At 41.6% G+C, this 26,332-nt stretch carries 17 protein-coding genes; 15 read left to right on the top strand and 2 right to left on the bottom strand.

Translation table 11 applies throughout. From position 1 onward, the window contains the following. The first annotated feature begins 15 nt into the window (after positions 1–15). The 6 genes from prpC to AN393_RS08605 all read left to right on the top strand — a co-directional run bounded on the left by prpC (position 16) and on the right by AN393_RS08605 (position 11,600). A complete protein-coding gene (gene prpC / locus AN393_RS08630; protein ID WP_055015050.1) occupies positions 16–1,143 on the top strand; it encodes a 2-methylcitrate synthase in 1,128 nt (375 codons plus the stop codon). Between the two features lie 76 nt (positions 1,144–1,219). Next, positions 1,220–3,829 carry a Fe/S-dependent 2-methylisocitrate dehydratase AcnD gene (acnD, locus tag AN393_RS08625; RefSeq protein ID WP_055017847.1) on the top strand — a complete coding sequence of 870 codons (2,610 nt, stop codon included), beginning with the start codon at positions 1,220–1,222 and terminating at the stop codon, positions 3,827–3,829. 12 nt (positions 3,830–3,841) lie between these two features. Further along, complete coding sequence (gene prpF / locus AN393_RS08620; protein ID WP_055017846.1) at positions 3,842–5,008, top strand: 2-methylaconitate cis-trans isomerase PrpF; 1,167 nt, start codon at positions 3,842–3,844, stop codon at positions 5,006–5,008. Between the two features lie 522 nt (positions 5,009–5,530). Then, on the top strand, positions 5,531–8,557 hold the full coding sequence (locus AN393_RS08615; protein WP_055017845.1) for a hypothetical protein: 3,027 nt from the start codon (positions 5,531–5,533) through the stop codon (positions 8,555–8,557). A 64-nt stretch (positions 8,558–8,621) separates the two neighbouring features. Continuing rightward, entirely contained in the window at positions 8,622–9,713 is a 1,092-nt protein-coding gene (locus AN393_RS08610) for a hypothetical protein (protein WP_055017844.1), read from the top strand. 9 nt (positions 9,714–9,722) lie between these two features. After that, positions 9,723–11,600 carry a hypothetical protein gene (locus AN393_RS08605; protein ID WP_055017843.1) on the top strand — a complete coding sequence of 626 codons (1,878 nt, stop codon included), beginning with the start codon at positions 9,723–9,725 and terminating at the stop codon, positions 11,598–11,600. A 72-nt stretch (positions 11,601–11,672) separates the two neighbouring features. On the opposite strand, the gene glp is transcribed toward AN393_RS08605, so the two are convergent. After that, entirely contained in the window at positions 11,673–12,887 is a 1,215-nt protein-coding gene (gene glp / locus AN393_RS08600) for a gephyrin-like molybdotransferase Glp (protein ID WP_055017842.1), read from the bottom strand. An 80-nt stretch (positions 12,888–12,967) separates the two neighbouring features. Between glp and modA the strand changes: the two genes are divergently transcribed. From modA to AN393_RS08585, 3 genes are read left to right on the top strand one after another with little or no spacing between them, the layout of a single operon-like run. Then, the gene (modA, locus tag AN393_RS08595; protein WP_235575951.1) at positions 12,968–13,687 is read left to right on the top strand and encodes a molybdate ABC transporter substrate-binding protein; all 720 of its coding nucleotides are present in this window, start codon (positions 12,968–12,970) and stop codon (positions 13,685–13,687) included. Further along, entirely contained in the window at positions 13,674–14,360 is a 687-nt protein-coding gene (gene modB, locus AN393_RS08590) for a molybdate ABC transporter permease subunit (RefSeq protein ID WP_055015044.1), read from the top strand. The genes modA and modB overlap by 14 nt, the downstream gene beginning before the upstream one ends. After that, entirely contained in the window at positions 14,353–15,393 is a 1,041-nt protein-coding gene (locus tag AN393_RS08585) for an ATP-binding cassette domain-containing protein (protein WP_055017840.1), read from the top strand. Before modB ends, AN393_RS08585 begins: the two co-directional genes overlap by 8 nt. A 26-nt stretch (positions 15,394–15,419) precedes the next feature. Here the strand turns inward: AN393_RS08585 and AN393_RS08580 are convergent, their stop codons facing one another. Further along, the gene (locus tag AN393_RS08580) at positions 15,420–16,178 is read right to left on the bottom strand and encodes a molybdopterin-synthase adenylyltransferase MoeB (protein WP_055017839.1); all 759 of its coding nucleotides are present in this window, start codon (positions 16,176–16,178) and stop codon (positions 15,420–15,422) included. Between the two features lie 286 nt (positions 16,179–16,464). On the opposite strand from AN393_RS08580, the gene AN393_RS08575 reads away from it, so the two are divergent. The 6 genes from AN393_RS08575 (at position 16,465) to moaA (ending at position 26,332) form a co-directional block, all read left to right on the top strand. Then, the gene (locus AN393_RS08575; protein ID WP_055017838.1) at positions 16,465–17,934 is read left to right on the top strand and encodes a NarK family nitrate/nitrite MFS transporter; all 1,470 of its coding nucleotides are present in this window, start codon (positions 16,465–16,467) and stop codon (positions 17,932–17,934) included. A 13-nt stretch (positions 17,935–17,947) separates the two neighbouring features. Beyond that, the gene (locus AN393_RS08570) at positions 17,948–19,687 is read left to right on the top strand and encodes a bifunctional protein-serine/threonine kinase/phosphatase (protein ID WP_055017837.1); all 1,740 of its coding nucleotides are present in this window, start codon (positions 17,948–17,950) and stop codon (positions 19,685–19,687) included. Between the two features lie 9 nt (positions 19,688–19,696). After that, the gene (locus AN393_RS08565) at positions 19,697–20,890 is read left to right on the top strand and encodes an alginate export family protein (RefSeq protein WP_055017836.1); all 1,194 of its coding nucleotides are present in this window, start codon (positions 19,697–19,699) and stop codon (positions 20,888–20,890) included. A gap of 227 nt (positions 20,891–21,117) precedes the next feature. Continuing rightward, on the top strand, positions 21,118–22,608 hold the full coding sequence (locus AN393_RS08560) for an FAD-dependent oxidoreductase (protein WP_082422690.1): 1,491 nt from the start codon (positions 21,118–21,120) through the stop codon (positions 22,606–22,608). A 21-nt stretch (positions 22,609–22,629) separates the two neighbouring features. Then, positions 22,630–25,320 (top strand): nitrate reductase, encoded by a 2,691-nt coding sequence (locus tag AN393_RS08555; RefSeq protein WP_055017834.1) that lies wholly within the window; start codon positions 22,630–22,632, stop codon positions 25,318–25,320. Between the two features lie 40 nt (positions 25,321–25,360). Beyond that, the gene (gene moaA / locus AN393_RS08550; protein WP_055017833.1) at positions 25,361–26,332 is read left to right on the top strand and encodes a GTP 3',8-cyclase MoaA; all 972 of its coding nucleotides are present in this window, start codon (positions 25,361–25,363) and stop codon (positions 26,330–26,332) included.

The following is a 26,332-nucleotide window of genomic DNA, read 5'->3' as shown; positions in this document are numbered from 1 at the left end:
AGATAGGAGAAGATCATGGTAGATAAAGCATTAGGCGGTGCAGGCTTACGCGGTCAAGTAGCAGGGCAAACAGCATTATGTACAGTAGGGCAATCAGGCTCGGGTTTAACGTATTGTGGTTACGATATTAGTGAACTTGCCGAAAAAGCGCAGTTTGAAGAGGTGTCTTTTTTACTTTCTCGTGGTGAGCTACCTACAGCCAATGAACTAGCTGACTATAAAGCTAAATTAAAAAGCCTACGTGGCCTGCCAGATGCACTAAAAACCGTGCTTGAAAATATTCCTAAAGACGCGCACCCAATGGATGTTATGCGTACCGGTTGCTCTATGCTCGGTAACCTAGAAATGGAACTTGATTTTAGCCAAGCAAACGATGCGATTGACCGTATGGTTGCAGTATTCCCAAGTATTATTTGTTATTGGTACCGCTTTACTCACGATGGTGTACGCATTGATACACAAACCGATGACGACTCAGTAGGCGCGCACTTTTTAACTTTATTGCACGACAAAGCACCGAGTGAGTTGTTTGCACAAGTAATGAATGTGTCGCTAATTTTATACGCAGAGCATGAGTTTAACGCCTCTACGTTTACGGGGCGCGTATGTGCATCTACTTTGTCTGATATTCATTCTTGTGTAACCGGTGCAATAGGCACACTGCGCGGGCCACTGCATGGTGGTGCAAACGAAGCAGCTATGGATATGATTCAAGGTTTTACAAGTGCAGATCATGCCGAGCAAGAAATTATGGGTATGCTAGAGCGTAAAGATAAAATTATGGGCTTTGGCCACGCTATTTACCGCGAGTCTGACCCACGTAACGTTATTATTAAAAAGTTCTCTGAAAAACTAGCTAAAGAGGTGGGCGATGATGTGCTTTACCCTGTGTCGGTTAGGTGTGAAGAGGTTATGTGGCGCGAGAAAAAACTGTTTTGTAATGCTGATTTTTTCCATGCATCGGCGTATCACTTTATGGGTATTCCCACTAAGTTATTTACGCCAATATTTGTGATGAGCCGTGTTACAGGCTGGACGGCACATGTTAAAGAGCAGCGCGCTAATAACCGTATTATTCGCCCAAGTGCAGATTACACAGGGCCAGAGGCACGCAGTTACACGCCAATTGAATCAAGAGGCTGATTAGTCAGTATGTAAGGTGAGCAATACGCTCACCTTTTGCCTTTTATTTCCCGTCACTTATTAGCGAACCTGTATTATGACCATAATTAATAACACCCAATACCGAAAACCCTTACCCGGCTCAAATGTAGATTACTACGATACGCAAGAAGCCGTTGATGCAATAAAGCCAGATGCGTATGCCACTTTGCCTTACACCTCACGCGTACTGGCCGAAAACCTAGTGCGCCGCTGTGAGCCTGATATGCTAACCGATGCGCTTACTCAGCTTATTGAGCGTAAACAAGATTTAGACTTTCCGTGGTACCCGGCGCGTGTAGTATGCCACGATATTTTAGGCCAAACCGCCTTGGTTGATTTAGCAGGCCTGCGCGACGCCATTGCTGCAAAAGGTGGGGATCCGGCAAAAGTGAATCCGGTGGTACCTACACAGCTTATTGTTGATCACTCTTTAGCGGTAGAGCACGCAGGTTTTGACCCTGACGCATTTGAAAAAAACCGTGCCATAGAAGATCGCCGTAACGATGACCGTTTTCATTTTATAAACTGGACTAAAACCGCCTTTAAAAATATTGATGTTATTCCGCCTGGTAACGGCATTATGCATCAAATTAACCTTGAAAAAATGTCGCCGGTTATTCAAAACCGCGATGGCATTGCATTTCCTGATACCTTAGTGGGTACCGACAGCCACACCCCTCATGTTGATGCTCTTGGCGTAATTGCTGTAGGTGTAGGCGGGCTTGAAGCCGAAAGCGTTATGCTTGGCCGCGCCTCTTACATGCGCTTGCCTGACATTGTTGGTGTTGAGCTAACAGGCACTCGCCAACCTGGTATTACTGCTACAGATATAGTATTGGCTATTACCGAGTTTTTACGCGAGCAGCGCGTGGTATCGACCTATTTAGAGTTTTACGGCGAAGGTGCAGATGCACTAACCCTAGGCGACAGAGCAACTATTTCAAACATGACGCCAGAATTTGGTGCCACTGCGGCCATGTTTTACATAGACGATAAAACAATAGACTATTTACGTTTAACAGGGCGTGATGAAGAGCAAATAGCGCTGGTAGAAAACTACGCTAAAACAGCTGGTCTTTGGAGCGAGAGCTTAAAAACAGCTAAATATGAGCGCGTGCTTAAATTTGATTTATCAAGTGTAGGGCGCAACATTGCTGGGCCTTCAAACCCGCACCGCCGAGTATCTACTAGCGATTTAGCCAAAGAAGGTATATCTGGCACGGTTGAAAACGAGGAAGGCTTAATGCCTGATGGCGCATGTATTATCGCGGCTATTACAAGTTGTACTAACACCAGTAACCCGCGCAATGTAATTGCTGCAGGCTTACTTGCGCGAAACGCAAATGCCAAAGGGTTAATGCGCAAACCCTGGGTTAAAACGTCATTAGCGCCAGGTTCTAAAGCGGTGCAATCATACCTAGAAGAGGCAAATTTACTCCCTGAACTTGAAAAGCTCGGCTTTGGTATTGTGGGCTTTGCTTGTACTACCTGTAACGGTATGAGCGGCGCACTTGACCCTGTAATTCAGCAAGAAGTAATTGATCGCGATTTATATGCAACAGCGGTACTTTCGGGCAATCGTAACTTTGACGGGCGTATACATCCGTATGCTAAGCAAGCGTTTTTAGCCTCACCGCCATTAGTGGTGGCTTACGCTATTGCCGGTACTATTCGTTTTGATATTGAAAAAGATAGTTTAGGGCAAGATCAAAACGGCAACGAAATAACCCTTAAAGATTTATGGCCAAGCGATGAAGAAATAGACGAGGTAATAAAGCAAAGCGTTAAGCCAGAGCAATTTAAAAAAGTGTACGAACCTATGTTTGATTTAACCGTAGATTACGGTGAAGAGAACGATCCCCTTTATAACTGGCGCGAGCAAAGTACGTATATTCGCCGCCCGCCATATTGGGAAGGTGCCCTTGCTGGTGAGCGCACTATGACGGGCATGCGCGCCCTTGCTGTACTTGGCGATAACATTACAACGGATCATTTATCGCCTTCAAACGCCATAATGGCAAGCAGTGCGGCGGGTGAATACTTAGCTAAAATGAACGTCCCTGAAGAGGATTTTAACTCGTACGCAACGCACCGAGGCGATCATTTAACAGCACAGCGTGCCACGTTTGCTAACCCTAAATTACTTAACGAAATGGTACGTGATGAAAACGGCGAGGTTAAACAAGGTTCATACGCACGTATAGAGCCTCAAGGTACTCATACCCGTATGTGGGAAGCAATCGAAACTTACATGCAACGTAAGCAGCCGCTTATAATTGTAGCGGGCGCAGATTACGGCCAAGGCTCGTCTCGCGACTGGGCTGCAAAAGGGGTAAGGCTTGCAGGCGTTGAAGTGATAGCCGCAGAGGGCTTTGAGCGTATTCACCGCACAAACTTAATAGGTATGGGTGTATTGCCGCTTGAATTTAAACCCGGCACTACCCGCAAAACGCTTAACATTGATGGCAGCGAAAGCTTTGATGTAAAAGGCGAACCTACACCTGGCGCTACCATTGATTTGGTGATTACGCGTAAAAATGGTGAGGTACTAACGGTACCTATGAAATGTAGATTGGATACCCAAGAAGAGCTTTCTATTTATGCTGCTGGTGGTGTATTACAGCGTTTTGCACAAGACTTTTTAGAAGCAACCCAATCAGCATAAGGAGTGTGCATTATGTTTAAACCACAAATAAAAGTACCGGCAACTTATATGCGCGGCGGCACGAGTAAAGGTGTATTTTTTAAATTAACCGACCTACCCAAACCTGCCCAAGTGGCAGGTGAGGCACGCGACAATTTATTGTTGCGCATAATTGGTAGTCCCGACCCATATGGCAAACAAACTGATGGTATGGGTGGTGCTACATCAAGTACCAGTAAAACGGTTATTTTAAGTAAAAGCGAGCAAAGCGATCACGATGTGGATTATTTATTTGGCCAAGTGGCCATTGATAAAGCCTTTATAGATTGGAGTGGTAATTGTGGTAATTTAACCAGCGCAGTGGGTGCGTTTGCAATAACGAATGGCCTAGTTGATAAAAGCAGAGTACCCGATAACGGTGTAGCCGTGGTGCGAGTGTGGCAAGCTAATATTAAAAAAAGCATTCTGGTTCACGTACCTATTACTAATGGCGAAGTGCAAGAAACAGGGGATTTTGAACTTGATGGCGTAACCTTCGCCGCTGCCGAGGTAAAGCTTGAGTTTTTAAACCCTGCCGACGGTGAAGGGGCGTTATTCCCTACAGGTAATGTAGTGGATGACTTAGAAGTACCAGGAATTGGTACCTTAAAAGCCACGATGATCAACGCGGGTATTCCTACTGTGTTTATTAACGCAAGCGATATTGGCTACAGCGGCACTGAGCTGCAAGATGACATAAATAATGATATCGACGCACTTAAAAAGCTTGAAACAATACGTGCCCATGGTGCGGTAAAAATGGGCCTGATCAGCAATATTAGTGAAGCACAAACACGACAGCATACACCTAAAGCCGCTTTTGTGGCAGCGCCATTAGACTATAACGCGTCCAGTGGTAAATTTATTGAAGCTAAAACAATTGATTTATTAGTACGTGCTATGTCTATGGGCAAGCTGCATCACGCTATGATGGGCACAGCTGCAGTGGCTATTGGCGCTGCCGCTGCTATTGAAGGTACACTTGTTAATGTGGCCGCAGGTGGCGGCTCATTGAACGAAATTAATTTTGGACACCCCTCTGGTACATTAAAAGTAGGAGCCGAAGCTCAACAGATAGACGGCGATTGGCAAGTAACAAAAGCGAGCATGAGCCGCAGTGCGCGCGTGCTGATGGAGGGCGTAGTGAGAGCACCTCAATAGTACTTTCAACATTTTTTATTGAGTCATTAACGGTGCATACTGCGCGTTAATGACTTTTTAGCGTTTAGTTTTAATATAAAGCTAAATAAACATCCTGTTTATATATTTCATTTCAAAACACCACCTAACCCCATCCTTTTTCATTATATTAGCTTTGGCGGGCGTTTTTTTTAGCGTATCTGTCGCAATTACTTGAAGAATATTATTAACAAACTAAATTAAATGTAATATTCACTTAATATTGTGGATATATGGTACGCCAGAGCGATGCTTCTTAATGGTTTTAACATATGTTATTGAAAATATAGTAAAGCCTATGAAGAAGCGTCGTTTAAAATTAGATAAAAACTTGTACTCAAAACGTATAAAAATGTAGCAAAAACTCGTTACTTAATGTTACTTTAATTTATAAGTAACAAAGGTTGTTATTGTGTGTCTGTTTATGTTGTTTTGTAAACTTTCGCACGTATATTTAATAAAATAATTTTCTGATACTCATTGCAGGCTATCAAGGAGAAATAAATGGCACAGCGTATGACTAAAATTACCCCGATTGCAGCATCTGTTGCACTTACACTAGGTTTGGCGGGTTGTGGTTCAGACAACGACAGAAACACTTATGTTCCTCCAGTTGAATCGGTTACATCATCTGATGACGCTCAATTTAACGTAGAAATAACAGGTAAAGCTGTTAAAGGTGCAATGAAAGGTGCCGTTGTTAGCGTAATGACACTTGACGAAACAGGTCAAAGTGTTCCGGTTGCATTTAGATTAGAGGCTTCAGCAGAGGCTGAAACATTTACCGGCGAAGCAACGTCTCAAGATGCGGCTGATGCAGCAGTAGAAGCAAGCAAAATAGCGGGCAACCCCGATGCGCTAGTAACTGGCGATAATGGTAGTTACAGCATTTACCTTGAAGATGACTTTACAGGCCCTGTGTATATTACAGTTGCAACTGCTGAAGAGGGTGACGATAGTTATTTACGTTGTGATGCATATGTTGGCTGTGGAACTTACGATGAAGCGCCAGAAGCAGACGATGTAAACGATGGCGACACTAACATTGAATTTGGTGAATGGTATAAAGCTGATCTAGAGCTTTCGGTTGTTAAATATATTGCTGCAGCGGACGCTGATTCGTCTGATACAAGTGGTGCAGCAGGCGATGCAAATGTTGCTCGTTCGTTTAAAGCCAATGTAACCTTTTTAACTACGTTGGTTGCTCAAGCACTACTTGAAGCTGAAGCTGACGTTGACGCAGGTGCAATTGCATCAACAAGCTTAAATACGGTTATTCAGGTAATGGGTCCTGATGCAGCAGTATTATTATCTGCACTGTTAGGTGATGTATCTAACGGCGGCGCTGTTGATTTAAGTGATGTAGACGGTGAAGAAGCACTTTCACAAGGTGTATTGGCAATTGCTCAGCTGTCGTCGTCTATTCAAGGCTTATCTTCAATTAGCGAAGTAATGACTAGCATTAAAGAGGGTATTAAAGCAGGTACTTTAAGCACAACCGACGTTGCAGCAACTTTACAAACAGCTGTTTCTAGTACGGCGAGTGTGTTTGTAGCAATTGCAACAGGTGATGAAGCAGCAATTAAAACAGCCCTTGAAGCGGCTTATGCGGCTAAAGTCCCAGCACCTTCGGCGGCAGAGATAGCTGCATTTGCTGAAAACTCAGCAGGCATTGCTACTAAAGCTAAAGAAGCAAAAGACAATGCAGTTAAAAACGGCGCTGCAAGTGATGCAGAGCTGGCTGAAATTGCAACGGCTGTTCAAACAGTGTTAGAAGAACTTGGTTGTACAGGCGATGAGTGTGTAGCGGGCGATGACTTTTATGCTGATTTAGCAGTTGCTCTAAATGCTCAACTTGATGCATCTTCTACTGAGCTTACAGAACTTCAAGCATCGGTAGATGCTGCTGAAGAAATGCTTGCTGATGTTCAAGCATTAGGTGGTGATGCAATTACCGATGCAGACTCTGCAATTGAATTTGTTGCTGCTGTTGCAGCGCTTGAAAACGAAGCAGAAGCTGCTGACTTATCAAATATGGCTGATATTTTATATGTTAAATCACAGGGCTATGTTAGCACAGCTTCTTTACTTGTAGAGCAAAGCTCTGACTATCAAGGTGTACTTGATACTGCAACTGATTTACAAGACGCAGCCTTAGTAGAGGTAGAAAACCTAAGCGATTACGATGCAGCAATTGCGCAATTAGTAACTGATGCACAAGACGCTATCACTGAGTACGAGATTGAAGTAGCCGCTGCTAAAGAAGTTGCTATGAACACTGCCGATGTTGCAGGTGAAAAGAAAACAGCTGCTAATACTGCAGAAGCTGCATCAACAAGTGCGCTTGCTGCTGCACAAGCTGCTGTTGACTCGGGTGACGATGCACAAGCAACGGTTGCTTTAGTTGATGCTGCGGTAACTGCTGCTTCTGATTTTTCTGCTGCTGTCGATGCGCTTGAGCTTGCGATTGAACAAGCCTTAGAAGCTGCAACTGAATATGAAGCTGTAGCAGTAACTGAAGCTGATATGGCTGAAGCCGCTGATTTAGTTGAAAGCGCAGAAATGATGGCCGAAGCTGCACAAACTCAGGCTGAACTTGCAAACGAGCAACTCGTAACAGCGCTTAGCTTACAAGCAGAAGCAGACCTTGCAGTGGCGACAGCATCAGTTAAAGAAACGTCAATGTCACTTTCTACAATGACGGTATTAACTAGCACGGGTGGCGATGCTCTATACAACACAGCCGAAGTGTTATTTGATGTGTTTGAAGAGCTTGCTGATATGGGTAACTCTGGCGAAGGTACTTCAACAACTCATCCTGAATGGGCATACGACTACAGCCTAGACAACTTGACGCTAATGCTTACAAACTCAGCGACCGGTAGCGAAATTACCGCTTCGGCAGCGTACCAAGATGATCAACTTGTTGTTGCTTGGGGTGGCATGCTAAATACACAAAGCGATGCAACTGTTGAGCTTGTTACAGGCGATGTAGCCGCGGATGCACTAGAAGAGTGTCAAGCATTTGCTGATGGTACTATTACCGATTCAACACAAATTGATTCGTGTTTAGTATTTACTTTTGACGGTGCTGTAAATGCAGATACCGTTGATGACGCAGAGCTTACTATGGCGCAAGCGTGGAACCGTGTTGAAATTATGGACGGTGACTCAGGCTTTATGGGTAACCTAAACTTAAGCGGCATGGATGAAACTGATTCTGCAATGTTAGAAGCTATGGGTATGTCTGGTGACTTAGACTTTAGCGTAATGTCTGAAGTGGATAGCAGTGGTGATGAAGATATGACCATGCTTGAAATTAAAGTTAACGGTGACGCAGCAATGGGTTACACGCTGTCTATGTCGGGTACCGAATCAGCTGGTTACACGGGTGATGTTAAAGCGATGTACGATGGCATGATGATGACCTTTGGTACCGCAACTAAAGTAACAAACGGTGTTTCGATTACTTACATTGATGATGAAGTAATTGAGTACACAGATGTGACTTTAATTGACTCATCTAACTAATACTTAAACTATAAAAGGGAAAAGCGGTGCGCTTTTCCCTTTTTTTATAGAAAGCGATTAAATTATGAAAAAAAAAATTCTCTTGTTAGGATTTTCAACTGCTCTACTTTCACCTCTAGCTTCTGCAAATAATCAATTTCAAATATTTACTCACTTTGACGCCGAAATCTACACTGAGGCACAGCCAGTACAGGCATTTGTAGATGACTTTGACGAGCCTATTAAATCTGGCGATAGTGCATTTACTTATAATATTTTTGAAATTGGTGTGGGCTATAATAATTTTAAAGTGGGCCTGCAGAGCCGTTATGATTATGTACTTAATTTTGACCCAGACACTGCACTTTATACTTATTTAGAAAAAAACGACTTACCCTTTGAAGAACGATTTTACACATATCAGTTAAATGCAAAGCAAGTGACCTCTAATGGGGTATTTGTTTCATACGATTTTAAATTTTTTGATAAAAACGCGCTCACTATTACGCCAAAAGTGTCTGTTTTTGCCAGTACACATTTTCAAGATGCTTCTGTAGATGGGCGAGTGTTTAGTGACGATGTTGAAGGCAGTATTACTGCTGATTATAATTTTTCGAAAGATATTCTATTCAAAAAGTTTACCCCTTCTGAAAACCCTGAAGGCCTAGGTTATAGTTTAGATATTTTTGCCGATTGGCAAATAAATGATGATTTAAAAGTAGGCCTAAGTGTAAAAGATTTAGTTTATAAAACTGACTTTGATGATACTGGCTCAGTAAAAGGGCAAACGACCGAAATTCCTTTCAGTGAAGATGAGAGTGGTAATGTTACCTCTACACCTACTGTATCTCTTCAAACCTCAGCTTTTGGGAACACCCAGTCACATACACTTGATATGGAAATGCGTATTACGGCTTTTGCCGATTACAGAATAAATAACCGCTACTCAACTGCTTTTACAGTAAAACAGTACGATAAAGATACCTTTAGTCAGTTAAAAGGGCGTATTCATTTTTGGGATCATTGGAAGGTACAAGCTGGCTATGAAACAAAAAGTGAAGCGTTTTTAGTTGGTATTGAAAACGAGTACTTTGGTCTTAATTTACAAACCGACAGCTTAGATTTAGATAAAGCTTATTATGCGAATGTAAATTGGTACATGAACATTAAGTTTTAAGGAATGAAGATGTTAAAAAAACTTTTACCTTTGTCAGTTGCTCTAGCACTTAGTGGCTGTGGTGGCTCTTCAAATGATAGTAGTGACGAAGCGATTGAAATAAGCGTAGCATCCACCTCTACCGTAAATTTTTATGTGCCTAAATGGCAATCAGTTAAAGGTACGCTTAATCAATTAGACGGCCAAGGCAATGTAGTAGAGTCTGTTGCAGTTGAAAACATAAATACTGCGAGCGTGAGCGTATCGCCTCTTAATTTTTATACATTTGAATTTATACCTGACGATAGTGCCTTGCCATGCCCACGCTTTACAGGTTGCGGCAGAACGCTTCGCGGCGATGTAAACGATATAAATGAAAACCGTTTAATTGATTTTGAAGAGATAACTGGCGTTAATTTAAACTATGCTGCTCGCGCTTATGTTGCACCGGGCGTTAATGAAGTATTTTTCTCGCCGTTAAGTACCGCAATTACGAATGCAAATGTTGACGCGACCCTTGCAAGCTTATCGGCAAGTCCTTTTTATCAGCTTACACACAGCAGCCTAAGTAATACACTAGAGGCAGAAATTGTGGCTGATGCATTTACTTATGGGGCTATTGTAGCTGGTGTGTCTGTTGAAGGGTTTGATTTAGCCACTGCATTTGATGATTTTATTACCGAGCAAGATGATACCAGTGCGTGGCAAACTTACAGTAATTTAGCTGATCAATACATTGCAGATAACCTTTACAGTGAGCTAGGTAATGGTTTAATTCAAAGTGTAGCAGGGCAGGTCAAGCAAACTATTGCGAGCGTGACTAGCTACACCAATTGGCAACAAAAGGTTGAAACTGAGCAAGCACTCGAGTCGCGCGAATTACTCGAAAATATAAGAGACGCACTGGGTGTTATTCGCTTACAGGACACAACCTACGCAGAGGATGTAGATGCTAAACTTGCGCAACTAGAAAGTGCATTTGATGATGATACTCAAAAAGCGATCACTGTGCTTGCTGAAGTACTTAACGAAGTGATCATAAATTATTCGCCCCTTGCGGAAGTTTCTGCAAGCGAAGGACAATACAGGTTACGCGATCTTGATATTAGCTATTCTACATCCCCTTACGAATGGCTAATTACGGGTACTTACGACGGTTTACCAGTTAGTATAGATATGTCTATTCCTACTTTTAGAATAAGTGGTGTACTGGGCGATAAAGTCGAAGGGGTCATGAGTGCTTCTGTTATCAACGACGATACTCGTTTAGATGTTGATGTGAGCGAATTACTAATTGAATTTGATGGGGTAAGTGAGCAAAGTGAGTTATTACCTGATGCGCAAACAGGCATAGCTAATATTATCACTGATGTTGTTATTGCTAAGCAGTCTGGCGAGCTAACAGGTGAGATATCATTAGATTTAAACCGTTTTGTATCTGCGTTTGCACAGGAAGTTACTTCTCTTTCTTCATTTGATTTTGAAGGGCAGTTTCAAAGCGATATTCAAACAACACCTTTTCATATTACCGCGCTTGAGGCTTCACCACTTAGTGGTGAGGAAAACGACGATTTAATGTTTGGCCTTGAGTTGTCGCTGCCCTTGGGTGGTGCGAGTGATTTTAGCCTGGCGTATGTAGGTGATGTTATTGATTTATCGCAGCTTACTAGTAGCGATGTCTTTATTAGCGTAAAACAAAAAGCCTTAGATTTACGCATTAGAGAAGTAAATAGCAATATTAGTTTAACTGCAAAAGGTGAAAACGGCCGTTGGCTCGACGTAAAACAAGCTGGCAGTAACTACAGCGGTGGCTTGTACTTAGGCGATACAAAAATTGCGGATGTAACTGCAGTACGTGGTATCCCCGGGGTGTTATTTCCTAATGGTGATTTTGAGTCGTTGTTTTAAACGCGACTTAACCCAATTTTAAGCCCAGCAAATTTAGTAAATGTGCTGGGCTTTTTTATGGACAAGGTTTTTTTATAATAGCTCTATTTCTACGGTTTCGTTTTTTTCAATATTGCCACTTTCTGCGGGCACTACAATAAGGCAATTTGCATGACTAAGCGATGAGAGTACCCCTGAGCCTTGCTTATTTATAGGCGTTACCAACAGGTTATTTTTTTCGTCGGTACTGGCAATACCGCGTTGAAAGTCGGTACGGCCGGGGCGCTTTTTAATCAGTGTGGTTGTAGTCGCTTTTAAACGTAACTTAGCAGTATGCTCATTTCCTGAAAGCTTTGTAAGGGCGGGTTTTACAAGTCGATCAAGCGTTACAGCCGCTGATACTGGGTTACCTGGTAAGCCAAAAAAGTAGCTGTTAGGTAATTGACCAAAAGCAAAAGGTTTGCCCGGTTTCATGGCAATTTTCCAAAAATGGATATCACCAATCTCATTTAATACTTCTTTGGTAAAATCGGCTTCACCAACCGATACGCCTCCAGAGCTTATTACAGCATCAGCTTGCTCATTTGCTTTTAAAAACGTGTTTTTAATCAGGCTTTTATCATCAGCGATAATGCCAAAATCAATAACTTCTATATTGCTATCATTAAGCTCGCTTAAAATAACAGCTCGATTACTTTCATAAATAGCGCCAGCAGGAAGCGCATTGCCCGGCTCTATAAGTTCATCTCCGGTAGAAAACACCGCAACTTTAAGTGTTTCATATACGCTTACTTGGCTAATGCCAATAGAGGCAAGTAAGCCTACATCGACTGCTTTTAGTTTTCTGCCAGCTTTAAAAACAACACTATTTTTTGCAATGTCTTCACCTGCAAAACGTACGTTAGCATTGAGTTCAATTTTGCCTGTAAATGTTATTTCGTCGTTATTTACAGTGGCGTTTTCTTGCATCACTACCGCATTAGCGCCAGAGGGCAGGGCTGCACCGGTCATAATTCTCACGCATTGCCCAGGGGTTAAGGTGCCCTCAAAGGTTTGCCCAGCAAATACACTGCCTACTTGCTGATAAGTTGTTAAGTCTTCACTTAGGCAAAGCGCATAGCCATCCATTGCCGAATTATCGTGACCAGGCACATTTATATCAGATTTAATATCGCGTGCTAGAACACGGCCCACACTGTGCATTATAGAAATGGTTTCTGCGGCTTTATTAAAGTTAATGGCGTTGAGCATATTACTTATTGCGGTATCTACTGGTAATAAACCAGGTGCATTGCATACATCGTTCATATATATTGTTTTTTATAATGTGTCTGATTTTTAAAACAATACTTATAATGTTAAAGCTTTACAATACATGGTGCGGTTATTTGTTGTTACTGTTCGTGCTATTTAGCAACTGCGTTAGCGCAAAAGAAACACTGCATATAGCCGTTGCGAGCAATTTTAAACCAGTGCTACAAAAGCTGATTACTGATCCTGCACTTAAAGATATAAATTTTAAAATATCGGCAGCATCTAGCGGTGTATTACACTCGCAAATTATGCATGGAGCGCCGTACGATGTTTTTTTATCTGCTGATGCGTCGCGTCCACAAGCACTTATAAAAGATGGTTTTGCAATTAAAGACAGTTTAACAACCTATGCAATAGGTTTATTAGCACTTTGGCAACCAAGTAGCAGCGTTATGAATAATAAATTAGCCATTGCGAACCCACGTTTTTCGCCTTATGGGAAATCATCAATGCATTATGCAAAAGCGTTTATAAAAACCCCCTATGAGTTTGTCTATGCAAATAATATTACTCATGCGTTTCAATTTGTTGAAACAGGCAATGCCGCTAAAGGTTTGGTTGCGTTATCTACGTTAAAGTCGGCTTATGGTAAAACTAAAAATAAAAAATATTTAAACTACACGCTTATCGACACTAAAAATTACCCTGAAATAACACAGCAAGGCGTTATTATTAGCGCGTCAAAGCATTTAACTGTTGCTAAAAAGTTTATGGCTTTTTTAAATGCCCCCGCAACCGCAAAAACATTATTAGCACTTGGCTACAAAGCAAAGGACAGTGATGCTAGCAAGTGATTTAACAGCGCTGTGGCTTACAATTAAACTTGCCTTTATAACAGCCGCTATCTTGTTAGTGATATGTATTCCGCTTGCGTGGCAACTTGCCAGTTACAAAGGTAAGTTAAAACCAATTTTAGAAGCACTTATAGCCATGCCTTTGGTACTGCCGCCTACGCTAATGGGTTTTTATTTATTGGTGCTGTTTTCACCTACGCATGCATTTGGCCAGTTTTGGTTTTGGCTTACTGGTACGCAGCTCGCATTTAGTTTTCAAGGGGTGGTTATTGGCTCATTATTTTATTCACTTCCGTTTGTGATGCAGCCGCTACTAGCGGGTTTTAAGCAAATAAATACCACCTATGACCAAGCAGCTATTGCTTTAGGAATAAGCCCATTTAAACGATTTATGTATTTAACGTTACCGCTATTAAAGCCAAGTATAGGCAGTGCCTTTGCGCTGGGCTTTGCCCATACATTGGGAGAATTTGGTTTAGTATTAATGATTGGTGGCAATATACAAGGCGAAACCCAAGTGGTGTCTATTGCACTTTACGATCATGTTGAGTCGCTTAATTATGGGGCTGCGCATCAATTATCGTTGGTGTTGCTCGCAATGGCGTTTGCGTGTTTAGTGTTGTTGTTTAAATTTAATAAAACCGTGATAAACGGAGCTGCTAATCGTGCTTAAAATACAATGCCATCAACGTTTGGACGATTTTGAACTCAATGTTGACTTAGCTATAAACCAATTTGATATTTTAGGGGTGTTTGGTCCTTCGGGCTCAGGTAAGTCGAGCTTATTAAAGGCGATAGCGGGGCTTACTACGGCGAAAAAGGTGTGTATAAATAATCATAATATTACCCATCTAAAGCCAGATAAACGCCTACTTACTTTACAGCTGCAGTCGTGCCCGTTATTTCCACATTTAAATGTGATGGGTAATTTACTGTTTACTCACACGCATTGTAAAAATAAAAGTCACAACCTAACGCCTGATCAGGTAATTGATTTGTTAGCACTAAATCCATTACTTAATCGTGATGTGGCGGGACTTTCGGGCGGTGAGCGTCAGCGTGTAATTTTTGCCAGAACACTGCTAAGTGGGCAATCTGTTGTTTTACTTGATGAGCCATTTAGTGCATTAGATTGGTCAACGCGTTTTACTATGTTGGCGGGAGTGCAACAACTTAATAAATCCCATGGTATTAAATTTATTATTGTTAGCCACTCTTTAAAAGAGCTGCTTTATTGTAGCGATACATTAATACATATGGCGAAAGGTAAGGTGCTTAAGTGCGGTGCCACACAAGACGTGGTGCACAGTATTTATACAAATAAGAGCCAAACACCACTGAGTGTACTTAGTTTTAGTAAGTCTGAATTTAATGATGCATTTGGGCTATGTAAGCTAACCCTTAGTAACAGCTTACAACATGTATATGCAGTGCCTTCGCTGGTAAAACAAAGTCATAGGTTAATTATAGAAAGCGGGCAAATAACTTACAGCAAAGTAAAACCGTCTAACCAGTGCAGTGCAAACGTGCTAATAGGTATGCTTGAAAATACCCAGCAGCTTGATGAGCAATGGCTACTTACTGTTAATGTAGATACGCAGTTGCTGTATTGCGCGGTATCTAAAAGGCAATGGCAACAAAGTAATGTGCAACTGGGTGAGCAGGTTTACCTAACAATAAATAATTTAGAAACGTCACATTATTAGTCGGTATACAGTTTAAGTGCATCAAATTAAGCACTGCAAACTGGGCAGTGCTTATTTTTAACAATGTTAAAACGGTTAAACTCCATACTCAAACCATCTACTAGTAATAGTTGCTCAGTGAGTTTACTGTTAAGTCCTGCAATAATTTTAAGGGCTTCAGTCGCTTGAATACTGCCAATAAGTCCTACAATAGGGGAGAGCACGCCTGACTCGGAGCAGCTTTGAGTTTGTTCGCCAAAGAGCTGTGACACACACCCATAGCAATGGCTATTAGGCGCCATTGTAAAGCAAGCAACTTGCCCCTCAAACCGAATAGCAGAGCCAGAAACCAAAGGCGTGCAGGTGTTATAGCAGGTGCTATTGAGTAAGTTACGCGTTGCTAAGTTATCAGAGCAATCAATAACAACATCCACTTTGCTAAGTAAGTGCTCAAGGCGCGCGCTTTCATCTAAAAATTCATCAATCGTGTGTATTTCTATTTCATTATTCAACTGAGTTAATTGTTTTTTTGCACTGTGGGTTTTTAAGCTGCCGATATCAGTGTGTTTGTAAAGCACCTGCCTTTGCAAGTTTGTCGCATCAACCACATCGTTATCGACAAGTGTTAATGTTCCTACTCCTGAGGCAGCCAAGTACTGTGCAACAGGGCAACCTAGTCCACCTAGCCCAACTATAAGCACATGGCTTTGCCATATTTTTTCTTGCCCATCGATATCCAGCTGAGGAAGCATAATATGGCGTGAATAGCGTAATTGCTGCTGATAGGTTAAAGGCGGTTTTTGCATTTATTTTTTCTCATAATTTTTTTAAACAATACCAATTAGTTAAATCTTAGAGCAAGTAAAGCTTAAAATTTCTTTGCACTGTTTACGCTCACAGTGGCTGCTTTAATAGTGCAAAGCAAAAAAAATAACATTTCCAAAAAATATAAGTGCATGAAAAGCCTAACTAATAATTATTGGCTTAGTAATTGCTGAAGGCGGTTAACGTTAATTTAACAATCGCCGCAGTGTTTTTACTACCAAAGTTGTATTCGCTGCGTAAAACAATAATCGTTACAAGGAAAAAAACATGCAACCGAGTACTGGGTTTAATCTCATATCGTTTAGCGGAAAAATGAAAATACTACATTTAAGCTGGATGGTGTTTTTTATCTCTTTTTTTGTATGGTTTAACCATGCGCCATTATTAGGTGCCATAGCGAGCTCCCTAGGAATATCCATGGCACAGGTTAAAACGCTACTAATTCTAAATGTCGCTTTGACCATTCCTGCACGTGTGGTGGTTGGCATGCTAACCGATAAATTTGGCCCGCGTATTGTTTATGCGGCTTTACTTATTTTATGTAGCATACCGTGTTTTATGTTTGCCATGGCGACCACGTTTGAACAAGCCGCTATTGCCCGTTTTGCACTTGGCTTTATTGGTGCGGGTTTTGTCGTGGGCATTCGTATGGTGAGCGAGTGGTTCCCAGCAAACGAATTAGGCACAGCAGAGGGTATTTATGGTGGCTGGGGTAACTTTGGCTCTGCAGCAGCTGCAATGCTGTTACCAGTATTAGCATTGATGTTTGGTGGCGAAGATGGCTGGCGTTATGCGATTGGCTTAACAGGTGTGTTAAGTGTCATATTTGGTGTTATTTGGTACTTAAATGTATCGGATACACCTAAGGGTGGCACGTACTTTAAGCCCAAAAAGGTTGGGGCAATGGAGGTAACCAGTAAAGGTGACTTTGTATTACTACTTATTATGAAACTGCCTATGTACGGCGCATTGGCGTTACTTACTTGGAAACTTTCGCCAGCGGGCGCCAGTTTACTGTCTGAAAACGTTGTAATTTGCACCTATGCCTTTTTAGTACTGCTTTATTTATACGAGGTATATAAAACCTACGATATAAACGGCCATATTTTTAAACAAGCAGTGCCAGAGTCGCACCGTTACGAATTTAAGCAAGTGGCAGTATTAAATATTCTTTATTTTACTACTTTTGGATCAGAGCTGGCTGTTGTATCTATGCTGCCATTATTTTTTAGTGAAGTGTTTGGCCTTGATATGGTGTACGCCGGTTTACTTGCATCTGCTTATGCATTTATGAACTTAGCCTCTCGCCCTGGTGGTGGTTGGATCTCAGATAGAATGGGTCGTCGTAAAACACTTATTGTACTAACTGCAGGTTTAGCTGTTGGTTACTTTGTAATGGGTTTAGTTGATGCTAGCTGGCCACTTTGGCTTGCGGTAGCAGCGGCTATGGCGTGTTCGTTCTTTGTGCAAGCAGGTGAAGGCGCTGTTTTTGCTGCTGTGCCACTCATTAAACGCCGTTTAACAGGGCAAATTGCAGGTATGACAGGCGCTTACGGTAACGTGGGAGCGGTTGTGTATTTAACGGCGTTATCGCTGGTGGACTACCAGACCTTCTTTATGATTATTGCAGCAAGTGCATTGTTAGGTTTGGCTGCATTATTTTTCATGAAAGAACCCGACGGTCATATCACAGAAGTTAACGAAGATGGCACCGTTGAACTTATTTCAGTGACTTAAGGTAGCGTTTAGTATGTTTGATGAAACCCAAAAAGCCAGCGCACTCACCAACGAACTTAACGTTGAGTTTGGTGGGCACAGCAGTAAAGGTATAAAAACCGAAAACCAAGATGCGTTTGCAGCCCTTAATACTCAAGCACAGGAAAAAGAGTCAAAAGGGGTGATTGCCTGCTTGGCCGATGGGTGTTCATCAGCAAAAAATGCTAAACAAGCGTCACAGTTATCGGTAACGCATTTTATAAATGAGTATTTAAATACACCACCCAGTTGGGCCGTTAAAAAGTCGGTATCTAAGGTATTGGCCAGTTTAAATCAGTGGCTGTATTCGCAATCGGTTAACTACAATCATGTTGGCCAACGCCAAGCTGATTGGATGACCACGTTTACAGCGCTTATTTTAAAATCGGCAACGGGTTATATTTTTCATTTAGGTGATACCCGAATTACGCGTTTACGTGAAAAAAATATGGAAGCAATAACACGCGACCATAAAGTAAACGATACCCTAACGAGGGCTTTAGGTGCGCAGCTTCATCAAGAAATTGATGTATACGAAGTTGAACTTAAAGCGGATGATATTTATATACTTACCTGCGATGGTGTACACGACGTGTTGCCATACAGTGATATACAAAAGCTAATTGATGAGCATACTAATTTAGAGCACGCAGCAAAAGCAGTGACAGAGCTTGCCATAGCAAGAGGCAGTGACGACAACGTAAGCTGCTTGCTTGTAAAAGTAAATAGTATTGCAAAACAAAATTTAGACGAGTTATATCACTCTTTAACGAGGCGGAAAATTCCGCCACCGTTAAAGGTTGGGCAAAAAATTGATGACTTTACTGTTATCCGCGAATTACACGCCAGTAGCCGTTCGCACATTTATTTAGTGCAACAAACACCCGATACGCCGCCAGTTGTATTAAAAGCGCCTTCGGTAAATTTTGAAGACGACGTGCACTACCTTCAAGGCTTTATAAGAGAAGGCTGGGTGGGGCAACGTATTAACCATCCCAACGTTATGAAGGTTTTAAATACCCAATCGCAAAGCCGATTTTTATATCATATTTGCGAATACATGGACGGGCAAACACTGAGTGATTGGAAGCATGATGTACCGCATCCTGAAATTACCCAAGTGCGCAGTATTATTGAACAAATAGTGCACGCACTGAGAGCATTTCAGCGTTTGGATATGGTGCATCGTGATTTAAAACTCGATAACGTGATGATAGACGCCCACGGCAAGGTAACATTAATTGATTACGGCACGGTAAGTGTTGCGGCAATGGATGAGTCAGTAAAGCAAATTGCTGATGATTGCCCACAAGGGACGGTAGATTACACCGCACCAGAGACACTTATTTCGCTGCATGCTGATTTTAAAAGCGATATGTTTTCGCTTGGGGTGATTGCTTATGAGCTACTGTGTTCAAAGCTGCCCTATAAAACATTGCCGATAAATCATACCCCTATTGATTACAGCCATTGGCAATACACAAGTATTCGTAAATACAGAGCCGATATCCCGTTTTGGTTAGATCAGGCTTTAATGAAAGCATTGGCGCCAAAACCAGAGCTCAGATACCACGCATTTTCTGAGTTTTTAGCAGATATTAATAAACCTAATCCACTTTTACAGAGTTCAGCCAATAAAATTTCAATAATGAAACGCGCTCCAGTATTAGTTTGGAAGAGCATTTCGCTGTGCTTATTTATCATTTTATTGTGCGTACTCATAATTAAAAATTAAGAGATAAACATGTTAAATTATAAAAATAACTTACCTATTATTTTAATGATAGGGTGCATTGCTGCGCCTTCAATAAGTCATGCAGCACAAACCGACCTTAACTTTAGACTGCGCTTTGAAAGTGCAGAGCAAGATAACGCGTTAAAAGATGCAAGTAGCTTAACGCTGCGCACACGCCTTACGCATAAAACAGATGAAGTGAACGGCTTTTCTGCCCTTATTGAAGTTGAAGACAGCCGAAGCCTGTTAGGTGTGGACGATTACAATAATACACTAGGTAAAAATACTGATTATTCAGTAATAGCCGACCCAGAAACCACAGAAGTAGATCAAGCTTTTGTTAAGTACGCTAAAGATGCGTTATCTATTAAAGTAGGCAGGCAAGTAATAGCGCTTGATGGACAACGATTTGTGGGTCACGTTGGCTTTAGGCAAGACAGACAAACCTTTGATGCAGCAACAGTCAATTACACATTTAATGATATTAACCTCCATTATAGTTACATAAGTAAACGCAACCGTATTTTTGCCGATAGCAAAGATATTGATGCATCCGATCACCTTATTAATGCACGTTTTAAAACAAGCGTAGGTAAAGTGGTTTTATACGGTTATTTATTAAGTAACGACGCAGTAGATGACGACAGCTTAGATACTTATGGTGTTTCATTTACTGGGAATAAAACGCTCAGCGACACAAAGGTTTACTATAAGGCAGAGTACGCCACGCAATCTGCTTCAACGAGCATGAGTGATTTTGATGCTGATTACTATGCCCTTGAGGGTGGCGTTGATTTAGGCGGTTTAGGTATTAAAAACGTGACATTAAAAGCCGGTATTGAGTCGTTAGGTTCTGATAATGGTGAGTATGGTTTTGCTACGCCGCTTGCCACAATGCATAAATTTAATGGTTGGGCTGATTCGTTTTTAGCAACCCCAGCACAAGGACTTGATGATATTTATGTAAGTTTAAATGGTAAAGCCTTTGACGGTAAATGGTTAGTGGCTTATCACAACTATGATACCAACGATAATGCGAATGGGGTTGATGATTTAGGCTCAGAGCTAAACGTGCAATACGTTAAGCCTATTAATAAAACCTATGCTGTTGGCGCTAAATATGCCGATTATTCAGCAGGTGATAGCGCTGCAGGCAAAGTTGACACTCAAAAACTATGGGTGTGGGTAAGCGCTAAATTTTAAACGCTTAGGCACAGTTTAATCCTCGTAATTTAAAGCGTTACAAGTTGGTGCAATAACGCCAGCTTGTGGTGCTTTCACTTCTTTTTTACTGCACCAAGTTGGATAACTTACTGAAATATATTGATTATATATCTGGCTTGCATATTGCTATAACAGCTACATAACAAATTATATGTTTGAAGTACTAATGTATGCATTGAGAACTTTAAACAAAACAGGTGAATTTAATGCCAAGCAAGCAGCGTGTAGTCGTCGTAGGAAACGGAATGGTGGGGCATCATTTTGTACAGCAACTAGTAACGCAACAAGGTGATAGGAAAAATATTGCTATTACAGTGCTCAGCGGTGAAGACCGTCTCGCTTATGACCGTGTTCAGCTCTCGTCGTTTTTTAAAGGTAAAACCGAAGACGACTTAGCGCTTACCTCAAATAAAACCTATCAAGTTTGGCAAGTGAGTTTTCATACTCACTCTAAAGTGGTTGATATAAACCGCGAAGAAAAAACAGTGACTACCTCAAAAGGTGAGTCATTTGCTTACGATAAGTTAATACTGGCTACGGGCTCATATGCATTTGTGCCACCCATTCCAGGTAAAGATCGTGAGCATTGCCTTGTTTACAGAACTATTAACGATTTACACGCCATAAAAAAATCAGCACATGCCAGTAAAGTGGGCGTGGTTATTGGTGGTGGTTTATTAGGGCTAGAAGCCGCAAATGCCTTAAAGCAGCTTGGCTTGCAAACTCACGTGATAGAGTTTGCCCCCCAACTTATGGGCGTACAAATAGATGGTGCTGGTGGGCGGTTACTAAAAAATAAAATTACCGACCTTGGCGTTACAGTGCATACCTCAGTGGCGACAGAGCAAATTATTGAGGGTGAAAACAGCCGTTATAAAATGTGCTTTAAGGGTGGTCAAACTTTAGAAACCGACATGATTGTATTTTCGGCTGGTATTCGCCCATACGATAACTTAGCGCGTGAGTTTAATTTAGAAATAGGTGAGCGCGGCGGTATCGTAATAAACAACCATTGCCAAACGAGTGATGAAAACATATATGCGATAGGCGAATGCGCCCTTTGGAATAACTTTATTTTTGGCCTTGTTGCACCAGGCTACGCAATGGCAAAAGTAGCCGCAGGGCATGTTTTAAATCATTCGAGTTCAATAGATGTTGATGAATTTAGCGGCGCTGATATGAGCACAAAGCTTAAATTAATGGGTGTTGAAGTAGGTTCAATCGGCGATGCCCACGCACGCACTGAAGGCGCAATTAGCTATTACTTTGAAGATCAGCCAAACGGTATTTACAAAAAAATAGTCACTAATGAGCAAGGCAACAAACTTATAGGTGCTGTACTGGTTGGCGATACCAGCGAGTACGATAATTTATTGCAGTACCACTTAAATAATATAGAGCTTAGTGTGCCTGCAGAGTCGTTAATAATGCCGCTTGCAGGTGACGCGGGTGAACTAAGCGCTGATGATTTACCACGTGATGCCATTATTTGTGCGTGCCACAAGGTGACAAAACACACCATTGAGCAAGCTGTTATGCAAGGCTGTAGTGACTTAAATGCAGTGCAACACGCTACTAAAGCAAGTACGGGGTGTGGAGGCTGCGAAAAACTAGTGCAAAGCGTTATTAGCAGTGCACTTAAAAATAAAATAGCCACGTTAAACCCAGTAAATGAGCCTGTATCACAGAGCGCTTAACGCGAATAATAAGAGAGCAGTATGGAAACTTTAAACACATGTTCAAATAAGCCTTTGCTTAAACAAACTACTTGCGCTTATTGCGGTGTAGGGTGCGGGGTTGATATTTCATTATTAAATAATACCCCCACAAAACTTGAAGGGACGCGCGAACACCCCGCTAATTATGGCCGCTTATGTGTTAAAGGCATGCATTTGTTAGATACAACCGGCACAGACAACAGATTAACATCGCCCCTTATTGATAACGAGCCTGCCAGCTGGGATGCTGCAACCAGATATGTGGCTAATAGATTTAACGCCATTATTAAAGAGCACGGGCCAGATTCGGTTGCGTTTTATGTATCGGGGCAGTTACTTACCGAAGATTACTACGTTGCCAATAAATTAATGAAAGGCTACATAGGCTCAGGCAATATAGATACAAACTCAAGGCTGTGTATGTCATCGGCGGTTGCAGGTTATAAACGTGCGTTTGGTGAGGACGTAGTGCCATGTACCTACGAAGATTTAGAACAAACTGAGCTACTTATTTTAATTGGCTCTAATGCAGCGTGGACGCATCCGGTGCTTTATCAGCGTATGGAGCGCGCAAAAAAACTTAATCCAAACATGAAAGTCGTGGTTATCGACCCGCGAAAAACCGATACAGCCGAACTTGCCGATACTTTTTTAAATATAAAACCAGGCAGCGACGCAGCACTTTATAACGGCTTACTTAATTATTTAAATGAACATGACTATTTAGATACGCAGTTTATTAACGCGCATACAAATGGCTTTGAAACCGCGCTTGCAGAGGCGAAAAAGTGGAGTATTAATGAGGTAAGTGACTTTTGTGATATTGACGCGCAGCAAGTGAAAGAGTTTTACGCCTTATTTGCAAAAAGTTCAGCTGCTATTAGTTTTTATTCGATGGGTATTAACCAATCAAGCTCAGGGGTTGATAAGTGTAACGCCATTATAAATGCGCACTTAGCGTCAGGTAAGTTGTTAAAACCGGGCTGTGGTCCGTTTTCAATAACTGGGCAACCTAATGCAATGGGGGGGCGTGAAGTCGGTGGCTTGGCTAATCAATTAGCGGCGCACTTAGATATAGAAAATGAAGAACATCAACAGTTAGTACAGCGCTATTGGCTTTCACCAAAAATAGCTAAAAAAGCAGGCTGTAATGCGATTGATATGTTTGATGAAATAGCCAAAGGTAAAATAAAAGCGATTTGGGTAATGGCCACCAACCCTATGGTGAGCCTACCTAATAACGCAGCAATACAACATTCACTTGAGCAATGTGAGCTGGTGGTTGTGTCTGACTGTATTGCCAAAAGCGATACCCTAAAATTTGCTAATGTGGCGTTTCCATCTACCGGGTGGGGTGAAAAAAACGGCACAGTAACTAACTCAGAGCGCAGAATATCAAGGCAGCGGCCGTTAGTTGAGCCTTTCTCGGGGGCTAAAAATGACTGGCAAATAATATGCTCAGTTGCTCAAAAAATGGGTTTTGAAGGGTTTGACTTTACAGACCCAAGCGGCATTTTTGATGAATGGGCTCAGTTAACTAATTTTGAAAATAACGGCAGCAGAGCGCTTAATTTATCAGGCCTAGTAGGGCTTACGCAGCAGCAATACGATAATTTAAAACCGGTTATGTGGCCGGTACTAAAAAATGAGCCTTATAAAAATGGGCGGGTTTTTACTAATAAACAATTTAGCACCGCAGATAAAAAAGCTCGCTTTATACCTATAACGCCTAAACTTCCTGTGCAGCAAACATCAAGTGATTACCCTTTTGTAATGAACTCAGGGCGAATACGCGACCAGTGGCATACAATGAGCCGCACCGGAAAAAGTACTGCGCTTTCAACACATATTACACGCCCGTATATTGAAATAAACCCCATTGATGCCAGCAGACTAAATATAAAAGCAAACGATTTAATAACTGCCAATGCTAAAACTGGGCAGGTTACGGCTCATGCAAAAATAACGGATGCCGTGCGTAAAGGTGAATGTTTTATGCCTATTCACTGGAACAAGCAATTTGCCTCATCCGCTACGGTAAGTGGGCTTTATCAATCGGTTGTTGACCCTATATCGGGACAGCCTGAATGTAAGCATGGTGCTGTTGATTTAGTTAAAGCGCAGTTTGCTCAGTACATGCAAATTTTTAGCAAAACAGAGCTTGAAATAACCAGTGATTTTTGGCTTAAAGTTAACGCAAGTAATTGTGTTAACTACCAATTAGCGCTGAATGAGCCGCAAAATGATTTGCTTTATTATTGCCAAACATTGACAGGGTTACAAGGGCAGTGGTCGGCAATGGGCAGTGCAAAAGCCATGCATATTCAATGTATTCAAAACGAGCAGCTAGTGTTTGTTGCGGTTGTTTCGTTAGCTCAAAAAGATATATCACTTGAGTGGATAAATCATTTATTTGCAGAGCCTTTAATAACCTTTATCCAATTACAGTCATTGCTGTATGCCACGCCCGATGAAGAGTTCACCCAAGGCGCGCAAGTATGTAGTTGCTTTAAAGTACGTGAGCAGCCCATTATAAACGCCATTAAATGTGGTGAAAATACAGTGGAACAATTGGGGGCTAAATTAAAATGCGGCACTAACTGTGGTTCGTGTAAAACGCAGTTAAGCCAATTAATAAAGCAACATGGTACAAAAAACGCTAACAGTATTGATGTTGCGGTTGTCATTTAAAGTGCTATTTAGAAAAATAACATAAACACCAAGGAAGCATATGCTTAATGATCAATTTGGTCGGCAGTTTAACTATTTGCGCCTCTCAATTACCGATGTGTGTAACTTTAGTTGCACTTATTGTTTACCAAACGGGTATCAGTGCGATACCCCGCGTAACTTTTTAAATAAAAACGAAATAAACACCTTAGTAAATGCGTTTGCACAACTTGGCACAAAAAAAGTGCGTATTACAGGCGGCGAACCGTGTTTACGCAGTGATGTAACCGACATTATAAAGCAATGTAAAAACACTCCAGGCATAGAAAAAGTCGCCATAACAACGAATGGTTTTAATTTATTTAATAAAATTGATGAGTTTTACAGCGCTGGCCTAGATGCGCTAAACATTAGTATAGATAGTTTAAACCCGAGCATGTTTAAATTAATTACAGGACACGACAAGCTAACCCATATTTTAAAAGGGATAGACCGGGCAATTGAGCTGGGTATAAAAGATATAAAAATAAATGCAGTGCTGGCTAAGCAATTTAATAAAAACCAATTGAGTGATTTTTTAGACTGGGTGAAACATAAAAAGGTAACGGTACGCTTTATTGAATTAATGGAAACAGGTAATGGTGCCACCTTTTTTGAACAAAACCATTTAAGCGGGCAAAGTGTTAAAACGCAGCTTTTAGCACAAGGTTGGTTACAGGTAGTGAGAGGTAAATTAAATGGCCCTGCAGAGGAGTTTTGTCATCCCGATTTTGAGGGTCGCATTGGCTTAATTATGCCCTACAGTAAAGATTTTTGTAAAAGCTGCAACCGATTAAGAGTATCGTCATTAGGCAAATTGCATTTGTGCTTATTTGCCGAGCAAGGGATAGATTTACGCCAGCATTTAAATGCGCAAGATATGCCAGCCACTGTAAACGCGATTCAAGCGGCAATGGGTAATAAAACCATTAGCCATGAGCTTGATAAGCGCTTAACAGGCGCCACAACCCATTTAGCTATGTTGGGCGGCTAA

Source organism: Pseudoalteromonas sp. P1-25, from assembly GCF_001401805.1.
In the GTDB taxonomy this organism is placed as follows: Bacteria; Pseudomonadota; Gammaproteobacteria; order Enterobacterales; family Alteromonadaceae; genus Pseudoalteromonas.
The sequence above is the reverse complement of the archived record's forward strand: the minus strand, read 5'-3'. Positions and strand labels throughout refer to the sequence as shown.

What these genes read in the sequence shown, in the direction of transcription:
- prpC (WP_055015050.1), top strand. Translation starts at nt 16, where the DNA reads ATGGTAGATAAAGCATTAGGCGGTGCAGGCTTACGCGGTCAAGTAGCA.
- AN393_RS08605 (WP_055017843.1), top strand. Translation starts at nt 9,723, where the DNA reads ATGTTAAAAAAACTTTTACCTTTGTCAGTTGCTCTAGCACTTAGTGGC.
- AN393_RS08560 (WP_082422690.1), top strand. Translation starts at nt 21,118, where the DNA reads ATGCCAAGCAAGCAGCGTGTAGTCGTCGTAGGAAACGGAATGGTGGGG.
- AN393_RS08610 (WP_055017844.1), top strand. Translation starts at nt 8,622, where the DNA reads ATGAAAAAAAAAATTCTCTTGTTAGGATTTTCAACTGCTCTACTTTCA.
- AN393_RS08565 (WP_055017836.1), top strand. Translation starts at nt 19,697, where the DNA reads ATGTTAAATTATAAAAATAACTTACCTATTATTTTAATGATAGGGTGC.
- moaA (WP_055017833.1), top strand. Translation starts at nt 25,361, where the DNA reads ATGCTTAATGATCAATTTGGTCGGCAGTTTAACTATTTGCGCCTCTCA.
- acnD (WP_055017847.1), top strand. Translation starts at nt 1,220, where the DNA reads ATGACCATAATTAATAACACCCAATACCGAAAACCCTTACCCGGCTCA.
- AN393_RS08615 (WP_055017845.1), top strand. Translation starts at nt 5,531, where the DNA reads ATGGCACAGCGTATGACTAAAATTACCCCGATTGCAGCATCTGTTGCA.
- AN393_RS08555 (WP_055017834.1), top strand. Translation starts at nt 22,630, where the DNA reads ATGGAAACTTTAAACACATGTTCAAATAAGCCTTTGCTTAAACAAACT.
- AN393_RS08570 (WP_055017837.1), top strand. Translation starts at nt 17,948, where the DNA reads ATGTTTGATGAAACCCAAAAAGCCAGCGCACTCACCAACGAACTTAAC.
- prpF (WP_055017846.1), top strand. Translation starts at nt 3,842, where the DNA reads ATGTTTAAACCACAAATAAAAGTACCGGCAACTTATATGCGCGGCGGC.
- modB (WP_055015044.1), top strand. Translation starts at nt 13,674, where the DNA reads ATGCTAGCAAGTGATTTAACAGCGCTGTGGCTTACAATTAAACTTGCC.
- AN393_RS08580 (WP_055017839.1), bottom strand. Translation starts at nt 16,178, where the DNA reads ATGCAAAAACCGCCTTTAACCTATCAGCAGCAATTACGCTATTCACGC.
- AN393_RS08575 (WP_055017838.1), top strand. Translation starts at nt 16,465, where the DNA reads ATGCAACCGAGTACTGGGTTTAATCTCATATCGTTTAGCGGAAAAATG.
- glp (WP_055017842.1), bottom strand. Translation starts at nt 12,887, where the DNA reads ATGAACGATGTATGCAATGCACCTGGTTTATTACCAGTAGATACCGCA.